A 21,431-nucleotide genomic window follows, 5' to 3' on the forward strand; every position below is an offset into this window, starting at 1 on the left:
GAATATTGCCACGGCTGGCATAGAACCCTGTGGCGAGGGGATTTATCCCCGCTGGGCTGCGCAGCAGCCCCAAAAGCAACCGGCTCAATCTGCCTGACACACCCAAGTCGCCTGGTTTTAGGGCTGCTTCGCAGCCCAGCGGGGATAAATCCCCTCGCCACAGGATCCGCGCTCGGTTTGATTAAGCTCACCCTGGCATTTTCAATTTCCGCCCCCATAACGCACCCAACGCTGACCCGTCTGGAAACAGCGGGTATGCTGGTGGCCTGCCAAAGGAGAGAGTAATGGCCTACGATTTTGACCTGTATGTGATTGGTGCCGGTTCCGGTGGAGTGCGGGCTGCGCGGTTCGCCGCCGGTTTTGGCGCCAGGGTGGCCGTGGCGGAGAGCCGCTACCTGGGCGGTACGTGCGTGAACGTCGGTTGCGTGCCGAAGAAGCTGCTGGTCTATGGCGCGCATTATGCCGAAGACTTCGAGCAGGCTTCGGCCTACGGCTGGTCGGCGGGGGAGGCGAATTTCGACTGGGCCACGCTGATTGCCAACAAGGATCGGGAGATCAACCGCCTCAACGGCATCTATCGCAACCTGCTGGTCAACAGCGGCGTGGCGTTGCATGAGGGCCATGCGAAGATCACCGGCCCCCATGAGGTGGAGATCAACGGCCAGCGTCATACCGCCGAGCACATTCTGGTCGCCACCGGTGGCTGGCCGGTCATCCCGCAGATTCCAGGGCGCGAGCATGCCATCAGTTCCAACGAGGCTTTTTTCCTCAAGGAACTGCCCAAGCGCGTGCTGGTGGTGGGCGGTGGCTACATCGCGGTGGAGTTCGCCGGGATTTTCCACGGCATGGGCGCGCAGACGTCCCTGCTGTATCGCGGCGAGCTGTTCCTGCGCGGCTTTGACGGTGCAGTGCGCAAGCACCTGGCCGAAGAGCTGACGCGCCGCGGCCTGGACCTGCAGTTCAATGCCGATATCCAACGCATCGACAAGCAGGCCGATGGCAGCCTGGAAGTGACCCTCAAGGACGGTCGTACGCTGATGACCGATTGCGTCTTCTACGCCACCGGACGGCGGCCGATGCTCGACAACCTCGGCCTGGAGAACACCGCCGTCGCGTTGGACGAGAAAGGTTTTGTAAAGGTCAATGAAAAATACGAGACCACCGAGCCGTCGATCCTTGCCATTGGCGATGTGATCGGTCGCGTACAACTGACCCCCGTGGCCCTGGCCGAGGGCATGGCGGTGGCGCGGCGTCTGTTCAAGCCCGAGCAGTACCGGCTGGTGGACTACCGGATGATTCCTACGGCGGTGTTCAGCCTGCCGAACATCGGCACGGTCGGCCTGACCGAAGAACAGGCCAGGGAAGAGGGGCATGAGGTGCAGATTTTCGAAAGCCGTTTCCGGCCGATGAAGCTGAGCCTGACCGAGTGCCAGGAGCGCACGCTGATGAAGCTGGTGGTGGATGCCCGGACCGACAAGGTCCTGGGTTGCCATATGGTCGGCCCGGACGCCGGGGAAATTGTCCAGGGCCTGGCCATCGCCCTCAAGGCGGGCGCCAGCAAGCGCGACTTTGACGAAACCATTGGTGTGCACCCTACCGCCGCCGAAGAGTTCGTCACCATGCGTACACCTGCGGCCTGACGCTGTTGTGTAGAAGCTGCCGGGCTGTGGCAGCTTCTACAGATTTTTTCTATCTATACGGTTCCCTGATAGCCAAAACCAATTATTCGCATCAGCTTTGCCAATGAGCCAGCTTGGGAATGAATGGGTAAGCTTCCCTCCATCAACTTTTCAACCCTGATGGAGAAACATCGATGCCTATCATCAACAGCCAAGTTAAACCGTTCAAAGCTACCGCATTCAAAAACGGCGCTTTCGTCGAAGTGTCGGACGCCGACCTGAAAGGCAAGTGGTCTGTCGTGTTCTTCTACCCGGCTGACTTCACCTTCGTTTGCCCAACCGAGCTGGAAGACCTGGCCGACAACTACGCCGAATTCCAGAAGCTGGGCGTCGAGATCTACAGCGTGTCCACCGACACTCACTTTGCCCACGCTGCCTGGCACAACACTTCGCCAGCCATCGGCAAGATCCAGTACACCATGATCGGCGACCCGACCCTGACCATCTCCCGCAACTTCGACGTGCTGATCGAAGAAGCTGGCTTGGCTGACCGCGGTACTTTCGTGATCAACCCAGAAGGTCAGATCAAAATCGTCGAAATCAACGACGGCGGTGTAGGCCGTGACGCTTCCGAGCTGCTGCGCAAGATCAAGGCCGCCCAGTACGTCGCCGCTCACCCTGGCGAAGTCTGCCCAGCCAAGTGGAAAGAAGGCGAGGCCACCCTGGCTCCGTCCCTGGACCTGGTCGGCAAGATCTAAGTCCATGCGTCATCCGAGGGCGATCAGCTCTTGATCAAGTAAGCCGCTTCGCCCCCAAAAACGCCCGGGCGAGATTCGCTCGGGCGTTGTTTTTTCTGAAATTCAAAAAATGGAAATCGCCCGTATGTTGGACGCCAATCTTAAAGCTCAGTTGAAGTCATATCTGGAACGGGTCACCCAACCGATCGAGATCGTTGCATCCCTCGACGACGGTGCGAAATCCCAGGAAATGCTGGCGCTGCTCAAAGACATTGCCAGTCTCTCCACCCAGATCACCTTGCTCGACAACGGCACCGATGCGCGCAAGCCATCGTTCTCGTTGAACCGCCCGGGAGCCGATATCAGCCTGCGTTTCGCCGGTATCCCCATGGGCCACGAATTCACTTCGCTGGTGCTGGCCTTGCTGCAAGTCGGCGGTCACCCTTCAAAGGCCAGTGTCGAAGTCATTGAACAGATCCGCGCCCTTGAAGGCGAGTTCAACTTCGAGACTTATTTCTCGCTGTCGTGCCAGAACTGCCCGGACGTGGTCCAGGCGCTGAACCTGATGGCGGTGCTGAATCCGAACATCCGCCACGTCGCCATCGACGGCGCGCTGTTCCAGGCCGAGGTCGACGAACGTCAGATCATGGCCGTGCCGAGCATCTACCTGAACGGTGTGAACTTCGGTCAGGGCCGCATGGGCCTGGAAGAGATTCTCGCCAAGATCGACACCAGCGGCATCGAACGCCAGGCCGAAAAAATCAGCGCCAAGGATGCCTTCGATGTGTTGGTGGTCGGCGGTGGCCCGGCCGGTGCATCGGCGGCGATCTATGCGGCCCGTAAAGGCATCCGCACCGGCGTAGCGGCCGAACGCTTCGGCGGGCAAGTACTCGATACCATGGCCATCGAGAACTTCATTTCGGTCCAGGAAACCGAAGGGCCGAAACTGGCCGTGGCCCTGGAAGAGCACGTCAAGCAATACGACGTGGACATCATGAACCTGCAGCGTGCCGATGCGCTGGTGCCGGGCACGGACGGCGCACTGCACGAAGTCCGGTTCGCCAGCGGTGCGCGCCTCAAGGCCAAGACCGTGATCCTGGCGACCGGTGCCCGCTGGCGTGAAATGAATGTGCCGGGCGAGCAGCAATACCGGAACAAGGGCGTGGCGTACTGCCCGCACTGTGACGGTCCGCTGTTCAAGGGCAAGCGCGTGGCGGTGATCGGCGGGGGCAACTCCGGCGTCGAAGCAGCCATCGACCTGGCCGGCATCGTCGCCCATGTCACCTTGCTGGAATTCGATGTGCAACTGCGCGCCGACGCAGTGTTGCAGCGCAAGCTGCACAGCTTGCCGAACGTGACGGTGATCACCAATGCCCAGACCACCGAAGTGACGGGCGACGGTCAGAAGGTCAACGGCCTGCGCTACAAGGATCGTCCGAGCGGTGAAGTGCTGGACGTGGCGTTGGAGGGGATCTTCGTGCAGATCGGCCTGTTGCCCAACACCGATTGGCTCAAAGGTACCGTCGAATTGTCACCGCGTGGCGAGATCATCGTCGACGCCCGGGGTGAAACCTCCATTCCCGGCGTGTTCGCCGCCGGCGATGTGACCACCGTGCCGTACAAGCAGATCGTGATCGCCGTAGGCGAGGGGGCCAAGGCTTCGTTGAGCGCTTTCGACCATCTGATCCGTACCTCCGCGCCGGCATAAGCAGCCACGGGCTGGAAAAACAAAACCCCATGGGCCTGGCCCATGGGGTTTTTTATTGAGCTTTCATATCCACCGCCGAGCCCTGTGGGAGCGAGCCTGCTCGCGATGGCGAGCCTGCTCGCGCAGGCTCGCTCCCACATGAGGGCAAGGTGAACCTTAGAGCGGCGCAGGCTGGATGATCTCGACCCAGTAGCCATCCGGGTCCTTGATGAACGCCAGGCTTTTCATGCGACCGTCGCTCAGGCGCTTCTGGAAGTCACAGCCCAACGCTTCGAAGCGCTCGCAGGCGGCGACTACATCCGGTACCGAGATGCAGATGTGACCGAACCCGCGCGGATCGGTGTTGCCGTTGTGGTAAGCGAATGCCGGGTCGCTTTCGGTACCGTGGTTGTGGGTCAGTTCCAGGATGCCGGGGATCGATTTCATCCACTCGGTGCGTGCCGCGGCGTCCGCCGGAATCTGGCGCTTGTCCACCAGGGCGAGGAAGTACAGGCTGAACTCGGCTTCAGGGAAGTCGCGTTTTTCCACCAGCGAGAAGCCCAGGACGCGGGTATAGAAATCCAGGGATCTGGTAATGTCCTTGACCCGCAACATGGTGTGGTTGAAGACGAAGTGGGTCGTGGCGGCGTCAGGTTGGGCGGTGACGCCCGGGAAAGTGTCGAGTTCGTGCAGGCTCATGGGCCCTCCGGAAAATAAGTGGGGCAAACGACGTCGCAGGGCTTGGCGCGACGGTTCTGTGGCTTGCGTCAGACATGATACGCAGAGGCCGCGGCATCGCCAAACCGTGCGCGGCTATTGCCTGGTCATGCGGTGAGCTTCAGACTTCGCGATTCGTCCTTGAGTGAAGTGCAATGATTCGACCGTTCCTTTCGTTGTTCGTCCTGTTTTTTGCCATTGCTGCGAGTGCCAGCGCCCAGGCCGCCGAACCGCAGGTCACCTGGCCCCAGGGCTGGTTCATCGAGCCGCTGCCTTCCGATGCGTCTTCCGCGCCGGCGGCGCCAGGAACCTCTCGGCAACGGGCGACCAAGAATGACTCGGCAGGCAATGCCGTCATGGTCATGGAGCTGACCGCAACGCCTGTCGAACCCGATCACCGAGTCAACTTGCAAGGCGTGCTCCTGGAAATGCGCAAGTCAATCCAGAAGGATTTTTTCCAGGGTGGTTATCAAAGTGTATGTAATAAGATTCATGCTTCCCTGTTGGGCGGGGTAGCCGCGCTGGAAACTACCTGTACGATCACGCAGAACGGCCGACATGTGTTGTCTCAGACACTGGTTGCAGCACTTAATGAAGGCCGGGCTTATGTACTGTCCTATGCGGGACAGGCGCAGGTGTTTGTTGAAAGCCAGGATGAAATACAGGCGGTACGAAATAGTCTGAAACTATAGGGCTATCAAGCTAATACGCCAGGCTTACTCCAGAAGTTTGAGCCAATGAAAAAGCCCTGCGGTATTCAGGGCTTTTTTATTCATCCTGGATGTCAGCTGCGTACCCAGGAGTCGACGGTGCTCGCGCCGTATTGTTCTTTCCAGGCTTTCAGGCCGCGGTGATTGCCGCCCTTGGTTTCGATCAGTTCGCCGGTGTGCGGGTTCTGATAGACCTTGACCACTCGCGCGCGGCGGGTTTTAGGCGCCTTGGTCGATGCAGAGCCCGCTTTTGACGGGTTCGGGTCAAGAATTGCGATGATGTCGCGCAGGCCCTTGCCGTAGGTCTTCATCAGTGCCTGGAGCTTTTCTTCGAATTCGATTTCTTTCTTGAGCCCGGCATCATTCTTCAGCAATTCCAACTGTTTGAGCTGATCCTGAAGGGCCTTTTCGGCTTTACGAAATTCAACGAGTCTGGACAATTATCGTTACTCCAATCAAATATTTGGCTGAGACCAACCGCAGACAAAGCTATAAGCCAAGCGCTTTGAAGCGCCTCGGTGATAAATGACTCTCCTGCTATCCAGCACAGGCAGAAAAATTGTAGTAGTTAAACCGGACAGTGTAAATCGTATCTTTTTCGTCATGTAACAAGAGCAAACGTTTTCCTCAAGTTGCATCGCTGTCTGCGCAAGGCCGGTGTGTGTACAAGTATAGATTCAATGGGTAATCCGATTGGAAGTTGTGCTTCGATTGTCCACGGATGGCATTACGATATCGTCCAGTAGAACCAAGCTTCTCTTCATTCGATAGACACGGCCAACTCGATAAAGGCCCGAGTGGCGGGTGAAATCTGGCGACTGTCCAGCACCGCCAGGCCGATCTCGCGCGGAACCGGAGGCGACAAGGGCCGTACCACGAAGCCCGGATGATCCCCCTCCGGCAGCGAGCCCTCGGAGACCACGGTCACGGCCTCACCCCGGCTGACGGTGTTCAATGTGCTGAGCAGTTGGGAACAGCGATAGCGCACGTTGGGTGTGAGCCGGGCGGCATTGAACAGGCGCGTGACCAACTCCGCCGATCCGGCCTCGGTGAGCACGAAGGGGTCGTCGCACAGGTCACGCAGGCTCAGGCTGGTTCGAGCGGCGAGGGGATGGGCAGTGGGGAGGAGAGCGACCATCTGGTCTGCCATCAGGGAGAACGTATCGAAACGCTCCTCGGGCAGCACCACGAAGCCGACATCGATCCGTCGTTCATCCAGCCATTGGATGACTTGTCGGTCCGGTCCTTCGTCGATGTGCACCTCGATACCCGGATGCAGGGCGCGATAGCGCCGCAGGATGGTAGGCAACAGCTTCATCGATGAGGTCGGGCCGAACGAGCCGATGCGCAAAGTGCCACGGCGCATGCCGCGGGCGTCGGCGGCTTCCTGGCGCAAGGTATTGGCCAACCCGAGCATGGCGCGGGCGCGCAGGAGCAACTGCTGGCCGATGTCGCTGAGTTCTACCACGGACTGGTGACGCCTGAGCAGTTCGACCCCCAGCTCCTGCTCCAGCGACTTGATGGCGTGGGACACCGCCGACTGGCTGATGCCCAGGCGCGTCGCCGCAGCGGTGAAACCGCGTAGCTCGGCCACCAGGGAGAAGATTTCGAGTTGGGTGAGGGTCATGAGGGATTGCTCATTTTACGATGATGAAACATGAGCGAGACAATACGGCATCCGGGCATGACCGGAAACTCTGGCAAGGAAGCTTTTGTGGCGAGGGAGCTTGCTCCCGCTGGGCTACGAAGTAGCCCTCGCTTTTTGCGATTGCTACGCAATCGAGCGGGAGCAAGCTCCCTCGCCACAAAAAGCTCTGTTAGCCCAGGTATTTGTGTGATTTCAATGGTGACCCATGAAAACCCTCGAACAAGCCTTGCCAACCCCCTCGGACCTGCCGGTGTACCTGAAGCTCTCCATGGTCACCATGATCTGGGGCGGCACCTTCGTGGCTGGCAGGATCCTGTCCGATGCCTTGGCGCCGCTGTTGGCCGCCAGTCTGCGCTTCCTGCTGGCCAGCGTGGCCTTGCTGCTATTCCTCGCCCTGGCAAGGATTCCGCTGGCCAGACCTACGCTGAAGCAGGGTGTGCAACTGGCGGTGCTGGGGTTCTTCGGAATTCTTTTCTACAACCTGTGTTTCTTCTACGGCTTGCACTACATCAATGCCTCGCGGGCCTCGCTGATCGTGGCCTTGAACCCGGCGGTGATCGGCCTGGCGTCCTGGTGGCTGTTCAAGGAGCGGTTGAGCCGGTTGAAAGTGGGCGGAATCGTGCTGTGCATCGGCGGCGCGGGGCTGGTCATCGTCAGTCGCGATCCTTCCTTGCTGGCGGCGTCCGCGCAGGGGTGGATGGGTGATCTGCTGATTTTCGGTTGCGTAGTGGGATGGGGCATCTATTCGCTGTTTTCCCGAAACCTGAACGAAAGCCTCGGCCCCTTGCAAACGGTAACCTGGTCGATCCTGCTGGGTACGGCGATGTTGTGGCTGGCCTGTACGGCCGGGGGCGAGGTTCGCTTCGAAGCCCTGCGCGGGCTGGACATGCGGCAGTGGCTGAGCCTGCTTTATCTTGGCGTGCTGGGCTCAGCCCTGGCGTACATCGCCTGGTATGACGGTATTCGCCGGATCGGCGCAACCCGTTCCGGTGTGTTCATCGCCCTCAACCCGCTGACGGCGGTGCTGCTGGGTGCGCTGCTATTGGACGAACGGCTCACGGCCTTAATGTGCGTGGGCGGCGGGTTGATCCTGACGGGTATTTTCCTGTGCAACAGACCCCTTGCGCGGGCGGCGAAAAAGGCGATTTGATAGAGGAGGCGGACAAATCCGGTTACGCTGTGTAGAATCGGTTTACGCATATAAGAATAACGTCTTCTGGCAGCAGAAGCCTCGCCCGCAAAAGCCTTGGGTCGACAATGAAGATACTTGGGTTACAACTGATCTATGGCGATTTCCTCGCCCGCAGCGTTCGCGGTATCTCCTGCGCGCCACCGTGTGCCCTCAGCATGGCCAGCAACTAACGTTCCGTTAATTGATAAGCATGATGAGGCGCCGACATGGCAGATCTATACGAAAACCCGATGGGCCTGATGGGCTTTGAATTCATCGAATTCGCATCCCCTACACCCAATACCCTGGAGCCGATCTTCGAGATCATGGGCTTCACCAAGGTCGCCACGCACCGTTCCAAGGACGTGCACCTGTATCGCCAGGGCGCGATCAACCTGATCCTCAACAACGAACCCCACAGCGTGGCGTCGTACTTTGCGGCCGAGCATGGCCCGTCGGTCTGCGGCATGGCGTTCCGGGTCAAGGACTCACAGCTGGCCTACCGCCGTGCCCTGGAACTCGGTGCCCAGCCGATCCATATCGAAACCGGTCCGATGGAGCTGAACCTGCCGGCGATCAAGGGCATCGGTGGCGCACCGCTGTACCTGATCGACCGTTTTGGCGAAGGCAGCTCGATCTATGACATCGACTTCGTGTTCCTCGAAGGCGTTGACCGTCATCCGGTGGGCGCGGGCCTGAAGATCATCGACCACCTGACCCACAACGTGTATCGCGGCCGCATGGCCTATTGGGCCGGCTTCTACGAGAAACTGTTCAACTTCCGCGAGATCCGTTACTTCGACATCAAGGGTGAGTACACCGGCCTGACGTCCAAGGCCATGACCGCCCCGGACGGCATGATCCGTATTCCGTTGAACGAAGAGTCGTCCAAGGGCGCCGGGCAGATCGAAGAGTTCCTGATGCAGTTCAACGGCGAAGGCATCCAGCACGTGGCGTTCCTCACCGACGACCTGGTCAAGACCTGGGACGCGCTGAAGAAGATCGGCATGCGCTTCATGACCGCGCCGCCGGACACTTACTACGAGATGCTCGAAGGCCGTTTGCCGAACCACGGCGAGCCGGTGGACGAACTGCAATCGCGGGGTATCCTGCTGGACGGTTCTTCCAACCCGGACGACAAGCGCCTGCTGCTGCAGATCTTCTCGGAAACCCTGATGGGGCCGGTGTTCTTCGAATTCATCCAGCGCAAGGGCGACGATGGGTTTGGCGAAGGCAACTTCAAGGCGCTGTTCGAGTCCATCGAGCGTGACCAGGTGCGGCGTGGGGTGTTGACGACCGAGTAATACCCGAATCCTGTGGGAGCGAGCCTGCTCGCGATGGCGGTGTGTCAGTCACCGATGCATTGACTGACAGGCCGTCATCGCGAGCAGGCTCGCTCCCACATGGGATTGTGTAAAGCTCAAGTCCGGCGCCGCTGCCGCGTCATGTGCCTGAAGCCTTCGAACACCAGCACCGCCACGGCCATCCAGATCGGGATATAGGTCAGCCATTCTCCGGCCTTGATGCTTTCGCCCAGCAACAACGCAACGACCAGCAGCAGCACCGGTTCGACATAGCTCAACAATCCGAACAGGCCGAACGACAACAGCCGGCTGGCGATGATGTAGGACACCAGCGCCGACGCGCTGATCACCCCGAGCACCGGGATCAGCAGCGACAGCCACGGGTACTGATCGAACACGTTGAAGCCTTGCTCACCGCTTTGCACGAACCAGAGGGCTACGGGCAGCATCAGCGTCATGTCCAGCCAGAGCCCGCCCAGGTTATCGGTCTTGATGCGTTTGCGCAGGACGAAGTAGATGGGATAGCCGATCACCACCAGCAAGGTCGCCCAGGAAAACCCACCTACTTGATAGAACTCGTTGCACACGCCAAGGGTGGCGAAGAACACTGCGACTTTCTGCAGGTAGGACAAGCGTTCGCCATAGACGATGCGCCCGGTCAGGACCATCGACAGCGGCAACAGAAAATACCCCAATGACACATCCAGGCTGTAGCCGTTGAGTGGCGCCCACATGAAAAGCCAGACTTGCGCGCCCATCAGTGCCGAAGACACCGTCGCGCCGATCAGCAATCGTGGCGTGGCGATCAGGCGCTGAACCAGTGCCGCAACCAGTTTCCATTCCCGCGCCACCAGCATGAACACTGTCATACAGGGCATCGTCAGCAGCATGCGCCAGCCAAAAATCTCCACGCCGGTCAGCGGTGCGAGCAACGAGGTGTAGTAATACATGACGGCGAACAGCGCGGAGGCTGAGACCGATAGGGCGATGCCTTTGGACACGATAACTCTCTGGGAAATGAAACAGTACTTGAACAATGAGCACAACACTGTGGGAGCAAGGCTTGCCCGCGATGAAGTCAACGCGATTCACCTGGGAACCGAGGTGCCTTCGTCGCGGGCAAGCCTTGCTCCCACAGCCCAGCACACCACAATGAGGTTCGCTGCACTCAGTGATTTTATGACGTGCGCGGCACACGCCCCGGCACGAAATGCCCCACATCGTTGAAGCCCGGCGTCGACGCGTGCCCTGGCGTCACCAGCGAATCGATGAAGGCTTCGTCCTCGGCGGTGATCGTCACGGCTTGCGCCTTGGTGTAGCCATCCCATTGCTCCTCGGTGCGCGGCCCGACAATGGCCGAGGTGACGGCGCGGTTGTTCAGCACCCAGGCGATGGCGAACTCGACGATACCCACGCCCCGTTCCTGGGTGTACTGCTGGATCTGCTGGGCAATGCGCAGGGACTCGACCCGCCATTCGGTTTCGAGGATGCGTTTGTCCTGGCGGCCGGCGCGGCTATTGGCGTCCGGCGCCACGTCCGGCGCATATTTGCCGCTGAGCACGCCCCGGGCGAGGGGGCTGAAGGGCACCACGCCAAGGCCATAGTTCTGGGCGGCGGTGATCTGCTCGGTTTCCGCCTGGCGGTTGACGATGTTGTACAGCGGCTGGCTGATCACCGGCCGGTCGATGCCCAGGCTGTCGGCGATGCGGATCACTTCGGCGATGCGCCAGCCACGGTAGTTGGACAAGCCCCAATAGCGGATCTTGCCTTGGCGGATCAGGTCGCCGATGGCCGATACGGTGACGTGCAGCGGAGTGTTGTGGTCTTCGCGATGCAGGTAGTAGATGTCCAGGTAATCGGTGCCCAGCCGGTTGAGGCTGGCTTCGATGCCGTTGAACAGATGCTTGCGGCTCAGGCCGCTGCGGTTGGGCACGCCATCCGCCGGGCCGAAGCCGACCTTGGTGGCGAGCACCCATTCCTGGCGGCGACTGGCAATCGCCTCGCCGACGATTTCTTCGGAGCGACCATTGGTGTAGACGTCCGCGGTGTCGATGAAGTTGATGCCCTGGTCCCAGGCCTTGTCGATGATCCGCAACGAATCCTCGGTGCTGGTCTGTTCGCCGAACATCATGGTGCCCAGGGTCAATGTCGAGACGTGTAACCCGGAGTGACCCAGCGTGCGGTAGCTCATGACAAGATCCTTTTTATCGATGGGAAAGGCTCAATCAAACCCCAGAACGACCGTATGGATCAAACACATTTATCAAACACCCAGGAACCCACTGTGGGAGCGAGCCTGCTCGCGATAGCGTCAGTCCAATCAACTTGGATATTGACTGACACGGTGCTATCGCGAGCAGGCTCGCTCCCACAGGTCTGGCGTCAGGCTTTCAAGGTACGGGTCATGCGCAACGCCAGCCCGCTCCCGCAGACAATCACCCCCGCCAGCAGGTACAACGCCGCGTCGGTCGACCCGCTGGCATCTTTCACCCAGCCCACCAGGTACGGGCTGAGGAAACCCGCCATTTGCCCCATGGAGTTGATCAACGCCAGGCCGCCGGCCGCCGCGCCCGCGCTGAGCAGGGCGGTGGGCACCGGCCAGAACATTGGCAAGCCGGTGAGGGCGCCCATGGTGGCGATGGACAGGCCCAGTATGGCGATGACCGGCGTGCCGGCGAAATTCACCGCGATCAGCAGCCCCAGCGCACCCATCAGCATCGGCACCACCAAGTGCCAGCGACGCTCCTTGCGCAGGTCCGCCGAGCGCCCCACCAGCAGCATGAACAGCGCAGCCAGCAGATAGGGAATCGCGCTCAGCCAGCCGATTGTCAGGTTATCGCTGAAGCCCAGGTTCTTGATGATCGACGGCAGCCAGAAGTTGATCGCGTATACGCCGCTCTGGATGCAGAAATACACCAGGCCGAACGCCCAGATCGCCGGGTTCTTGAACACGGCCAGCAGGGAGTCGCTGGCGGTCTTCGGCTTGTTCGCCAGGTCTTGCGCGTGGTCGGCGGTGAGCACGGCGCGTTCTTCAGCGGTCAGCCACTTGGCATGGGCGAAGGTGTCGCTGAGCAGGAAAAACGCCAGGGCGCCGAGAATGACGGTGGGGATCCCCTGCAGCAGGAACATCCATTGCCAGCCCGCCAGGCCACCCTGGCCCGCCGCGAAGTGGTTGAGGATCCAGCCGGAAAACGGGCTGCCCAGCAGGCCGGACACCGGAATGGCCGACATGAACAACGCCATGATCCGGCCCCGGCGGAATGTCGGGAACCACTGCGAGAGGTACAGCACCACGCCGGGAAAGAATCCGGCTTCAGCGGCGCCGGTGAGCAGGCGCAAGGTGTAGAACTCGGTAGGAGTGGTGACGAACAGCAGGCAGGTCGACAAGGTGCCCCAGGTGATCATCATCAGGGCGATCCAGCGCCGTGGGCCGAACCTGCTCAAGGCCAGGTTACTCGGCACGCCGCACAGCACGTAGCCGATGAAGAAGATCCCGGCGCCGAGGCCGTACACGGTTTCGCTGAATTTCAGCGCGTCGAGCATCTGCAGTTTGGCGAAGCCGACGTTGACCCGGTCAAGGTAGTTGAACAGGTAGCAGATGAAGATGAAGGGAATCAAACGCAGGGTGATGCGTTTGTAGACGCTGTTTTTTTCGTCTGGCGTAGCCAGGACGGCTGTCGCGCTCTGGGACATGGCGGGTCTCTCTTTATTATGATTTTTGCGAGCCAAGGGTTAACGTTGACCGCCCCTTGAGTCTCGGCCAGCCCAGGGCCTTGTGTCTTTGTGCCTGGGCACAGGGTTTGCGCCCGGACCCTGTGCGCCTGACCAATCCTCCCTTGCAAGGAACACCGCCCATGTTCGAACTCGATCACGACCTGGCGCAGGACATCGTCGACCGGGCGATGGCGATCCTGCCGTACAACGTCAATGTCATGGATAACCAGGGCCTGATCCTGGGCAGTGGAGAGCGGGAGCGGATCAATACCCGTCACGAGGGCGCGCAACTGGTCCTGGCCAACGGACGGGTGGTGGAGATCGACGCGCACACCGCGTTGCAGCTCAAGGGCGTGCAACCGGGTATCAACCTGCCGCTGATGCTCGATCAACGGCTGATCGGCGTGCTAGGCATCACCGGCGAGCCGGAGCAGCTGCGCACCTATGCCGAGCTGGTGCGCATGACCGCCGAAATGCTCCTGGGCCAGCGCAACCAGCAGGCCGAGCAACAGTGGCGTCGCCAGCGTTGCGATGACTTGCTGGCGTTGTTGCTGGGGGATGCCGGGGATTCGCCCAGGTTGCTGGATGAAGCACGGCAAATGGGCCTCAAGCCGCAATTGTCGCGAGTGCCGTATCTGTTCGAGTTGGGGCTGGAACATGGGCCCGGGCAGACCGTCGAGGCCCTGAGCGCCTGGCTGATGTCGCGCTACCCCGACAGTTGGTGCCTGACCTCGTCCAAGTCCTCTTTGCTCTGGTGCCGACCGGTCACCGCCTCGGTGGAGAACGAGCGCTTGCTGGGCAAGCTCGACGGGCTGGGCTGGAACATCCTGCGAGTCGCGGTGGGCGGCCAGGCCGAAGGACTGGCGGGCCTGCGGCGTTGCTACCGGCGCGTGGGGGATTTGCTGGCCTATGGACGGGATGTGCTGCCACAGTCACGCTTGCTGACGCTCAATCGCTATCGGTTGCCAGTGCTGCTCTGGCGCCATCGCGACGATGACGCCCTGGACGAGTTGCTCACGCCGTTGCGCAAAGTCATCGCCAAGGACAGCAACGGCCAACTGCTCGCGACCTTGCGCAGCTGGTGTGAACACGACGGCCAGAGCCAGGCCTGCGCCGAGGCCCTTGGCATCCATCGCAACAGCCTGCGCTACCGCATGGAGCGCATCGCCGAGCTCAGCGGCGTGGACCCGCTGCGGTTGGATGGGATGCTGGCGCTGTACCTTGGCATCCAGCTACTTCCGCAGACCGAAAGCCCCGTCACATAACCCTGTGGGAGCGAGCCTGCTCGCGATAGCGCTGTGTCAGTCACATCAATGTTGATTGAACTGACGCTATCGCGAGCAGGCTCGCTCCCACAGTGGATCTTCGGTGTACGCACCGGCATTTGTGAATCTGAACAATAATCCCAGGTGTCTTTTGTGCGGCAGACCGGCGCGACGTCGGCCGTCTGCTGGCAGCATGTCGAGCATCGGAACCGGAGACCAAAATGAAAATAATCATCGCCCCCGACTCGTTCAAGGACAGCCTCAGCGCCCAGGGCGTAGCCGATGCCATCGCGGCCGGGCTGGGTGAGGTCTGGCCTGATGCGCAGTTGATCAAGTGCCCGATGGCCGATGGCGGCGAGGGGACGGTGGAATCGGTGCTGGCCGCGTGCAACGGCGAATGGCGTCGTACCCGCGTCCAAGGGCCCATGGGCATCGCGGTCGAGGCGCGTTGGGGCTGGTTGGCCGACAGCCGCACGGCGATCATCGAAATGGCCGAGGCCAGTGGCCTGCAGTTGGTGCCGCCTGGGCAGCGCGATGCCTGTTCCAGCAGCACCTACGGCACCGGCGAGTTGATTCGCGCGGCCTTGGATGAAGGGGCCAGGCGGGTGATCCTGGCGATCGGCGGCAGTGCCACCAACGATGCCGGTGCGGGAGCCATGCAGGCACTGGGCGTGGGGTTGCTGGATGAGCACGGGCAACCGCTGCCACCCGGTGGTCTGGCCCTGGCTAAATTGTCGCGCATCGACCTGAGTGGCCTGGACCCGCGCCTGGCCAGCGTGAGTGTCGAGATTGCCGCCGATGTCGACAATCCCCTGTGCGGACCCCACGGCGCTTCAGTGATTTTCGGTCCCCAGAAAGGCGCATCGGTACAGCAGGTGCAGCAACTGGACCAGGCCCTGGCGCACTTCGCCGGACAGTGCGCCCAGGTGCTGAGCCGCGATGCAAGAGACGAACCGGGCAGTGGCGCCGCCGGTGGCCTGGGATTCGCGGCCAAGGCATTTTTGCACGCGCAGTTTCGCCCCGGCGTGGACGTTGTCGCCCAACTGACTGGCCTGGCCGAGGCCGTCGAGGACGCTGACCTGGTGATTACCGGAGAAGGCCGCTTCGACGCCCAGACCCTGCGGGGCAAGACGCCCTTTGGCGTGGCTCGCGTTGCGCGGCGTCACGGCGTACCGGTGGTGGTCATTGCCGGCACGCTGGGGGAGGGTTACCAGGCGCTGTATGAGCACGGCATCGATGCCGCCTTCGCCCTGGTCAGCGGGCCGATGACCCTGCAGGAAGCCTGTGCCGACGCGCCCCGCCTGCTGCGCGAACGCGCTCGGGACGTTGCCCGGCTCTGGCGGATCGCTGCCCGATAACCGGCGAACTGTGGCGAGGGAGCTTGTTGTGGCGAGGGAGCTTGCTCCCGCTGGGCTGCGTAGCAGACCCCTTGGCCTACCAAATCTGCCGCGATGGCAGGGTGATTCTTGGGTTTGCTGTGCAACCCAGCGGGAGCAAGCTCCCTCGCCACAGTTTCTGACACATCATGAAATATATTTCGCGGGCGCCCTAAAAGAAGGCTGAAGCCCAGCCGATAACGGGTCAAGCGTTCCCATAAATCCTCCAATCGATACGCATGACCGGCATGGACGCTCGACCCATCACCCCGAGGTCTTCCCATGTCGTTACGCAGCCTGAATATCGCCCCCCGAGCCTTTCTCGGCTTTGCCTTCATTGCCTTGCTGGTGATCGCCCTCGGCGTATTTGCCGCCAATCGCATGTCCGTTATCCGTCAGGCCTCGGTTGACATGGAGCAGACCCAAGTCCCCAGTGTCGGCTACCTGGCCAACGTGCTGGAGAACGTGCTGCGCATGCGCATTCTTTCGTTCCGGATCCTGGTCAACCGGGACCCGGCCAGTCTCGCGGAGGCCGAGACCCGCATCGGTGTGCTGGTAGAAAAGCTGCAAAAGGCCAATGACAGCTACGCCAAGCTGCCGGCCACCGCGGAAGAGACCGAACTCTACAAGACCTTCTCGGCGACCCTCGATAAATACCTGCAAGCCCAGAAGGAAATGCTGGAGCTGTCTCGCCAGGACAAGGCCGATCAGTTGCGCACTCTTATCAATACGCGGATCAAGGAAGGCACCGACCTGATGGGCGAGCAGCTCAACAAGCTCATCGCGATCAACGTGACCGGCGCCACTGACGCGTCGGCCAAGGCGGGCGAGCACTATGACAGCGCGATGACCGGCATCATCGTCGTCTCGGTCGCCGCCGCGCTGGCTACCGTGGTGCTGGCACTGCTCCTGACGCGCAGCATCGTCACACCGCTGAACCGCGCGCTGGAGGCGGCGCGGGTCATTGCCGGCGGTAATCTGGTCCAGGCCATCGAGGTCGACGGCAAGGATGAACCGGCCCGTCTGCTCCAGGCCCTGGCCGACATGCAAGGCAGCCTGCGCAAGACCATCGAGCAGATCGCCGGCTCCGCCACGCAATTGGGCGCGGCCGCCGAGGAACTGAGCGCGGTCACTCAGGAGTCCTCCCGTGGCCTGCAACGCCAGCACAATGAAATCGAGCAAGCCGCGACGGCCGTCAACGAGATGACCGCCGCCGTGGAAGAGGTCGCCCGCAACGCCGTGTCGACCTCCGAAGCGTCGAACCAGTCGACCCAGGCCGCGCAGGAAGGTCGCAGCCGGGTGGTGGAAACCGTCGAGGCGATCCAGACCATGACCCACGACGTGCAAGCCACCGCCACCATGGTCGAGGGCCTGGCCGTCCAGGGGCGCGACATCGGCAAGGTGCTGGATGTGATCCGCGCCATCGCCGAACAGACCAACCTGCTGGCACTCAACGCTGCCATCGAAGCGGCCCGTGCAGGGGAGGCCGGACGCGGTTTCGCCGTGGTCGCCGATGAAGTCCGGGCCCTGGCCCATCGAACCGCGCAGTCGACCCAGGAAATCGAGAAAATGGTCGCCGGCATCCAGAACGGCACCGGCGAGGCGGTGCAATCGATGCAGCAGAGCAACCAGCGCACCCAGAGCACTCTGGAACTGGCTCGCGCCGCCGGCGTCGCCCTGGAACAGATCACCCAATCGATCCATCAGATCAACGAACGCAACCTGGTCATTGCCAGCGCTTCGGAAGAACAGGCCCAGGTGTCCCGTGAAGTGGACCGCAACCTGGTGAACATCCGCGACCTGGCGACGCAATCGGCCTCGGGCGCGCAACAGACGAGCGCCGCGACCCACGAACTGTCGCGCCTGGCGGTGGGCTTGAATGCGATGGTGGCGCGGTTTGTGATTTGAGATAGGGTTGAGGCTGGACATCGCATAAACCAGGAGCAATACATGCGCTACTCAGCCTTGACCCAACGCATCACCGGTGAAGGTGCCGCCGCGTGGCAGATCCACGACCGGGCACTGGCCATGCGTGAGCAGGGCATGGACGTAGTGCTGCTGTCGGTGGGCGATCCGGACTTCGACACGCCGCGCGCCATCGTCGACGCCGCCGTGGACAGCCTGCGAGCCGGGGACACCCATTATTCCGACGTTCGCGGTATCCACGGTTTGCGCGCCAGCATCGCGGGCCGTCATCGCCGGCGTAGCGGCCAGTCGGTCGGGGCAGGGCACGTCACGGTGCTGCCGGGCGCGCAATGCGCGGTGTATGCCGTCGCGCAATGCCTGCTCGACCCCGGCGACGAAGTCATCGTTGCCGAGCCGATGTACGTCACCTACGAGGCGGTGTTCGGCGCCTGCGGGGCGAAAGTGCTGCCGGTACCGGTACGCCCGGAAAATGCGTTTCGGGTCGAACCGGCCGATGTGGCCCGCCTCATTACCCCTCGGACTCGGGCCCTGCTGCTCAACAGCCCCAACAACCCTTCCGGTGCCAGTCTGCCATTGCCCACCTGGCAGGCGCTGGCGCAATTGTGCATCGAGCATGACCTGTGGCTGATCAGTGACGAGGTCTACAGCGACCTGCTGTACGAAGGCGAGCACATCAGCCCGGCCAGCCTGCCGGGCATGGCCGAACGCACCGCGACCATCAACAGCCTGTCCAAATCCCACGCCATGACCGGCTGGCGCATCGGCTGGGTCATCGGCCCCGAACCGCTGGCCGAGCACCTGGCGAATCTTTCGTTGTGCATGTTGTTCGGCCTGCCGGATTTTGTGCAGCGGGCGGCCCAGGTGGCGCTGGAGGAAGAACTGCCTGAAGTGGCGTTCATGCGTGACGAGTATCGCCAGCGTCGGGATCTGATGTGCGCCATGCTGGATGACTGCCCGGGGCTCACGCCTATTCGGCCTGACGGTGGCATGTTCGTGATGGTGGATGTGCGCCGGACGGGGCTCGCTGCCCAGGCGTTTGCCGAGCGGCTGTTGGATGGGTATGGCGTGTCTGTGCTGGCCGGTGAGGCGTTCGGGCCGAGTGCGGCGGGGCATATCCGGATAGGGTTGGTGGTCGATCAAGTGAAGCTGGCGGATGCATGCAGGCGAATCGCCTTGTGTGCTGGTCGGTTATACAAGCTCGCTGAAGTTTTATAACCCTCAACACACGCTATCGCAGCGTATTCAAAAATAACTCCCGATTCAAAGGGCATTGTTCGCGTGCAAGGCGCTTTCATATTGAACTGAGATATTGCCGCTTGCTGTTTGCCAAGGCGACGAACGGTATCCGTACCTGTCAACTCTGACAGTATTCAATCCACCGGATAGAGAGTCGAATAGGTTTCACTTGGGTTCTGCCGTGCAGACCCGACGTGAACTACGCATCATTCAGCGCGGCGCAGATAATCTCAATCATCGCGAGTTTGGAGTGGCAAGTGAGCGAATCGAAAGAGAGTAAAGACCTGGGTGAAAGAGAAGGGTCCTCGATGCGGAAAAGAAGCCCGATATTGGCTGATCTGGAGAAATTATCGATTCCCTTGATTATTGACGACAGCGACCCGGACGGGTTGCTTCCCACAGGGTCGCAGAATCAACCATTACCTGTCTATATACCTGAACGATGGCCGGAATATGCGATTGCGGGTGAAGAAGACATTATCGAATTGTACTGGGACCGGCCCAACAATAGGGCTGCCACACCCGTTCAAACAGTTACACTTCCAGGCCCCATTACAGAGGATATGTTTCCCTATCCCCTTAGCGTACCGAAAAACGCTCTTCAACCCGACGGTCGTTTCGAAACATGGTACGAAATTGTCATTTCTGCTGGCGGTCCGGGGGCACCTTCTGAACATCGATTCGTGACGGTTGATAGCGAACCGCCCAGTTACGATAAACAACTTGATGCATTATTGTTCCCCAGTAATCTGCCGGGAAACGTTATCACCGAAGAATATCTTCTGAACAACAATGACAAGGTCGAGTTTCGTCTTCCGTTGCCCCTTTATACCGGCGCGGCGGATCGTGATGTGCTTGAGTTGTTCTGGTCCCAAACGAACCCACCCACAGAGACTTTCGTCACGACAAAAACGATTCTTCAGGCAGAGATCGATGCCGGAGACATTCGTGTGGACTTGATGGGCGACGACATTCGTGCGCCGAACCAAAATGGCACCTTCCATGCTTTTTATAAAGTTCGGGATCGTGCCGGAAACGAAACGCTGACCTATTCGAAGCCTGCCACCGGGACCGTCTCACTCATCCCTTGGCCCAGCCGGCTTCCGCCGCCCAGCGTGCCTCTGCACGACGATGATAACCTCGTGCACCGGGCCGATGCGCGAGCGCAGGTGCAGGCGGTCGTTGATAATATTCCCCCCCCATTGCAACCCAATGACCAGATCGAACTGGTCTGGGATGGCGTTGCGTTGCCCCCACGCAACGCCGTGCTTCCGTTGAGCATACCGGTGCCATGGAATGTGTTGATCGCAAATGGTCCGGGACCAGCGGTCATCAAGGTGGGGTACAACTTCATTCGCAGTGGCAGCTCGCGTCCCTCGGAAGAAGCCGATATCAACATCGATTTCACGGTCGCGGGTCAGGACCATTCCAATGCCCCGGCGTTGCTCAACCCGCTTTTACCGCTCATTGATATCGTAGGCGGTTCGGGCGTGCCGAATGTGCTGTTGCCCGGTGACCGGACCTCTCCGGTCATCCCGAAGCTGAAACTTTATCAGGCGCCCAATCCAGGGGAGGTGCTTGAGCTTTATTGGGGACAATACAGCGGAGCCGTCGCCACTTATACCGTGCAGGCGGGGGATGCCGAAGGCGCGGAAGTCTCGTTCTCCGCCGTATCCTGGGACGTGATCGACACGGAACCCAATAACGCGAGATTGCCGGTTTACTACACAACCAGTAACGGGGTTAATGAACAGCAATCGGAAAATACTTATGTGCGGGTTCAGGTCACCACTATTGATGATTTACCGGCCCCGGTATTTGAAGATGCGGATGGCTTTGGTTATATCGGTTGCGAAGATAAGCCGTGGGAAGGCATTCGGGTTCGTATCAAATTCGACAGCGGCCATTTTGCAGCAGGCGACGAAGTCAGGGTGTTCTGGCAAGGCTATCGATCATTCAACTCCACCGATCCCATCGATGAAACCTACGGTGAGTTTCCGCAAGAAATAAGATCCGAGCATATTCGTGACGGTTTTATCGACGTCTGGATCCTGCCTTTCGATCCGCATATAAAACCGGTGTCGCGAGGATCATGGGGCGCCTATTACACACTGACCAAGACGGATGGACAGTTTGGCACTTCTCCGGCACCGGAAAATTTGAAAATTGTCGAGACCGTTACGGAGGAACAGTGCGCCGCTTCAAAGCACGAGGATTGAAGGTCTACGAGCTGTTTGATGTCAGGCTCGATGGAAAGGAAAAGGCAGTAAGTATTTTAGCTGTTCATGGATATATCTAACTGATATCTACTGGAGCTGAAA

The 21,431-nt window shown here is 60.5% G+C and carries 16 protein-coding genes and 2 pseudogenes; 12 read left to right on the plus strand and 6 right to left on the minus strand.

Going from position 1 to position 21,431, the window contains the following annotated elements:
* The first annotated feature begins 284 nt into the window (after nucleotides 1–284).
* The 3 genes from gorA (at nucleotide 285) to ahpF (ending at nucleotide 4,064) form a co-directional block, all read left to right on the plus strand.
* Nucleotides 285–1,640: a glutathione-disulfide reductase gene (gorA, locus tag N005_RS08900; protein ID WP_047700841.1), complete on the plus strand. Its 1,356-nt coding sequence runs from the start codon at nucleotides 285–287 to the stop codon at nucleotides 1,638–1,640.
* Between the two features lie 173 nt (nucleotides 1,641–1,813).
* Nucleotides 1,814–2,377 carry an alkyl hydroperoxide reductase subunit C gene (gene ahpC / locus N005_RS08905; protein ID WP_020294651.1) on the plus strand — a complete coding sequence of 188 codons (564 nt, stop codon included), beginning with the start codon at nucleotides 1,814–1,816 and terminating at the stop codon, nucleotides 2,375–2,377.
* Nucleotides 2,378–2,501: 124 nt separating this feature from the next.
* Nucleotides 2,502–4,064, plus strand: a complete 1,563-nt coding sequence (ahpF, locus tag N005_RS08910; RefSeq protein WP_047700842.1) for an alkyl hydroperoxide reductase subunit F — start codon at nucleotides 2,502–2,504, stop codon at nucleotides 4,062–4,064.
* 156 nt (nucleotides 4,065–4,220) lie between these two features.
* Here the strand turns inward: ahpF and gloA are convergent, their stop codons facing one another.
* Nucleotides 4,221–4,742 (minus strand): lactoylglutathione lyase, encoded by a 522-nt coding sequence (gloA, locus tag N005_RS08915; RefSeq protein ID WP_047700843.1) that lies wholly within the window; start codon nucleotides 4,740–4,742, stop codon nucleotides 4,221–4,223.
* Nucleotides 4,743–4,915: 173 nt separating this feature from the next.
* On the opposite strand from gloA, the gene N005_RS08920 reads away from it, so the two are divergent.
* Nucleotides 4,916–5,452: a DUF4946 domain-containing protein gene (locus N005_RS08920; RefSeq protein WP_047700844.1), complete on the plus strand. Its 537-nt coding sequence runs from the start codon at nucleotides 4,916–4,918 to the stop codon at nucleotides 5,450–5,452.
* Nucleotides 5,453–5,544: 92 nt separating this feature from the next.
* Here N005_RS08920 and N005_RS08925 read toward each other — a convergent pair whose 3' ends face one another.
* On the minus strand, nucleotides 5,545–5,910 hold the full coding sequence (locus N005_RS08925) for a histone-like nucleoid-structuring protein, MvaT/MvaU family (protein ID WP_047700845.1): 366 nt from the start codon (nucleotides 5,908–5,910) through the stop codon (nucleotides 5,545–5,547).
* A 320-nt stretch (nucleotides 5,911–6,230) separates the two neighbouring features.
* On the minus strand, nucleotides 6,231–7,097 hold the full coding sequence (locus N005_RS08930; protein ID WP_047700846.1) for a LysR family transcriptional regulator: 867 nt from the start codon (nucleotides 7,095–7,097) through the stop codon (nucleotides 6,231–6,233).
* 226 nt (nucleotides 7,098–7,323) lie between these two features.
* Between N005_RS08930 and N005_RS08935 the strand changes: the two genes are divergently transcribed.
* Together N005_RS08935 and hppD are read left to right on the plus strand one after the other, a co-directional pair.
* Nucleotides 7,324–8,268 carry a DMT family transporter gene (locus N005_RS08935; protein WP_047700847.1) on the plus strand — a complete coding sequence of 315 codons (945 nt, stop codon included), beginning with the start codon at nucleotides 7,324–7,326 and terminating at the stop codon, nucleotides 8,266–8,268.
* A gap of 248 nt (nucleotides 8,269–8,516) precedes the next feature.
* Nucleotides 8,517–9,593: a 4-hydroxyphenylpyruvate dioxygenase gene (gene hppD / locus N005_RS08940; protein WP_047700848.1), complete on the plus strand. Its 1,077-nt coding sequence runs from the start codon at nucleotides 8,517–8,519 to the stop codon at nucleotides 9,591–9,593.
* A 116-nt stretch (nucleotides 9,594–9,709) separates the two neighbouring features.
* Here the strand turns inward: hppD and rarD are convergent, their stop codons facing one another.
* From rarD to N005_RS08955, 3 genes are all read right to left on the minus strand, one after another.
* Nucleotides 9,710–10,594, minus strand: coding sequence for an EamA family transporter RarD (gene rarD, locus N005_RS08945; RefSeq protein WP_047700849.1), 885 nt, complete (start codon nucleotides 10,592–10,594; stop codon nucleotides 9,710–9,712).
* 176 nt (nucleotides 10,595–10,770) lie between these two features.
* The gene (locus tag N005_RS08950) at nucleotides 10,771–11,784 is read right to left on the minus strand and encodes an aldo/keto reductase (RefSeq protein WP_047700850.1); all 1,014 of its coding nucleotides are present in this window, start codon (nucleotides 11,782–11,784) and stop codon (nucleotides 10,771–10,773) included.
* A 191-nt stretch (nucleotides 11,785–11,975) separates the two neighbouring features.
* Nucleotides 11,976–13,286 (minus strand): MFS transporter, encoded by a 1,311-nt coding sequence (locus N005_RS08955; RefSeq protein ID WP_047700851.1) that lies wholly within the window; start codon nucleotides 13,284–13,286, stop codon nucleotides 11,976–11,978.
* 161 nt (nucleotides 13,287–13,447) lie between these two features.
* On the opposite strand from N005_RS08955, the gene N005_RS08960 reads away from it, so the two are divergent.
* From N005_RS08960 to N005_RS28875, 6 genes and pseudogenes are all read left to right on the plus strand, one after another.
* Entirely contained in the window at nucleotides 13,448–14,572 is a 1,125-nt protein-coding gene (locus N005_RS08960; protein WP_047700852.1) for a sugar diacid recognition domain-containing protein, read from the plus strand.
* Nucleotides 14,573–14,793: 221 nt separating this feature from the next.
* The gene (locus N005_RS08965) at nucleotides 14,794–15,930 is read left to right on the plus strand and encodes a glycerate kinase (protein WP_047700853.1); all 1,137 of its coding nucleotides are present in this window, start codon (nucleotides 14,794–14,796) and stop codon (nucleotides 15,928–15,930) included.
* 300 nt (nucleotides 15,931–16,230) lie between these two features.
* Nucleotides 16,231–16,950 (plus strand): annotated as a pseudogene (locus tag N005_RS29955) (MCP four helix bundle domain-containing protein); the annotation flags it as partial.
* 306 nt (nucleotides 16,951–17,256) lie between these two features.
* A pseudogene (locus N005_RS29960) lies at nucleotides 17,257–17,856 on the plus strand (methyl-accepting chemotaxis protein); the annotation flags it as partial.
* A 42-nt stretch (nucleotides 17,857–17,898) separates the two neighbouring features.
* Complete coding sequence (locus tag N005_RS08975; protein WP_047700855.1) at nucleotides 17,899–19,089, plus strand: pyridoxal phosphate-dependent aminotransferase; 1,191 nt, start codon at nucleotides 17,899–17,901, stop codon at nucleotides 19,087–19,089.
* Nucleotides 19,090–19,367: 278 nt separating this feature from the next.
* Complete coding sequence (locus N005_RS28875) at nucleotides 19,368–21,329, plus strand: hypothetical protein (RefSeq protein WP_167336854.1); 1,962 nt, start codon at nucleotides 19,368–19,370, stop codon at nucleotides 21,327–21,329.
* The last annotated feature ends 102 nt before the right edge of the window (nucleotides 21,330–21,431 follow it).

The organism is Pseudomonas mediterranea CFBP 5447 (assembly GCF_000774145.1).
GTDB lineage: Bacteria > Pseudomonadota > Gammaproteobacteria > Pseudomonadales > Pseudomonadaceae > Aquipseudomonas > Aquipseudomonas mediterranea.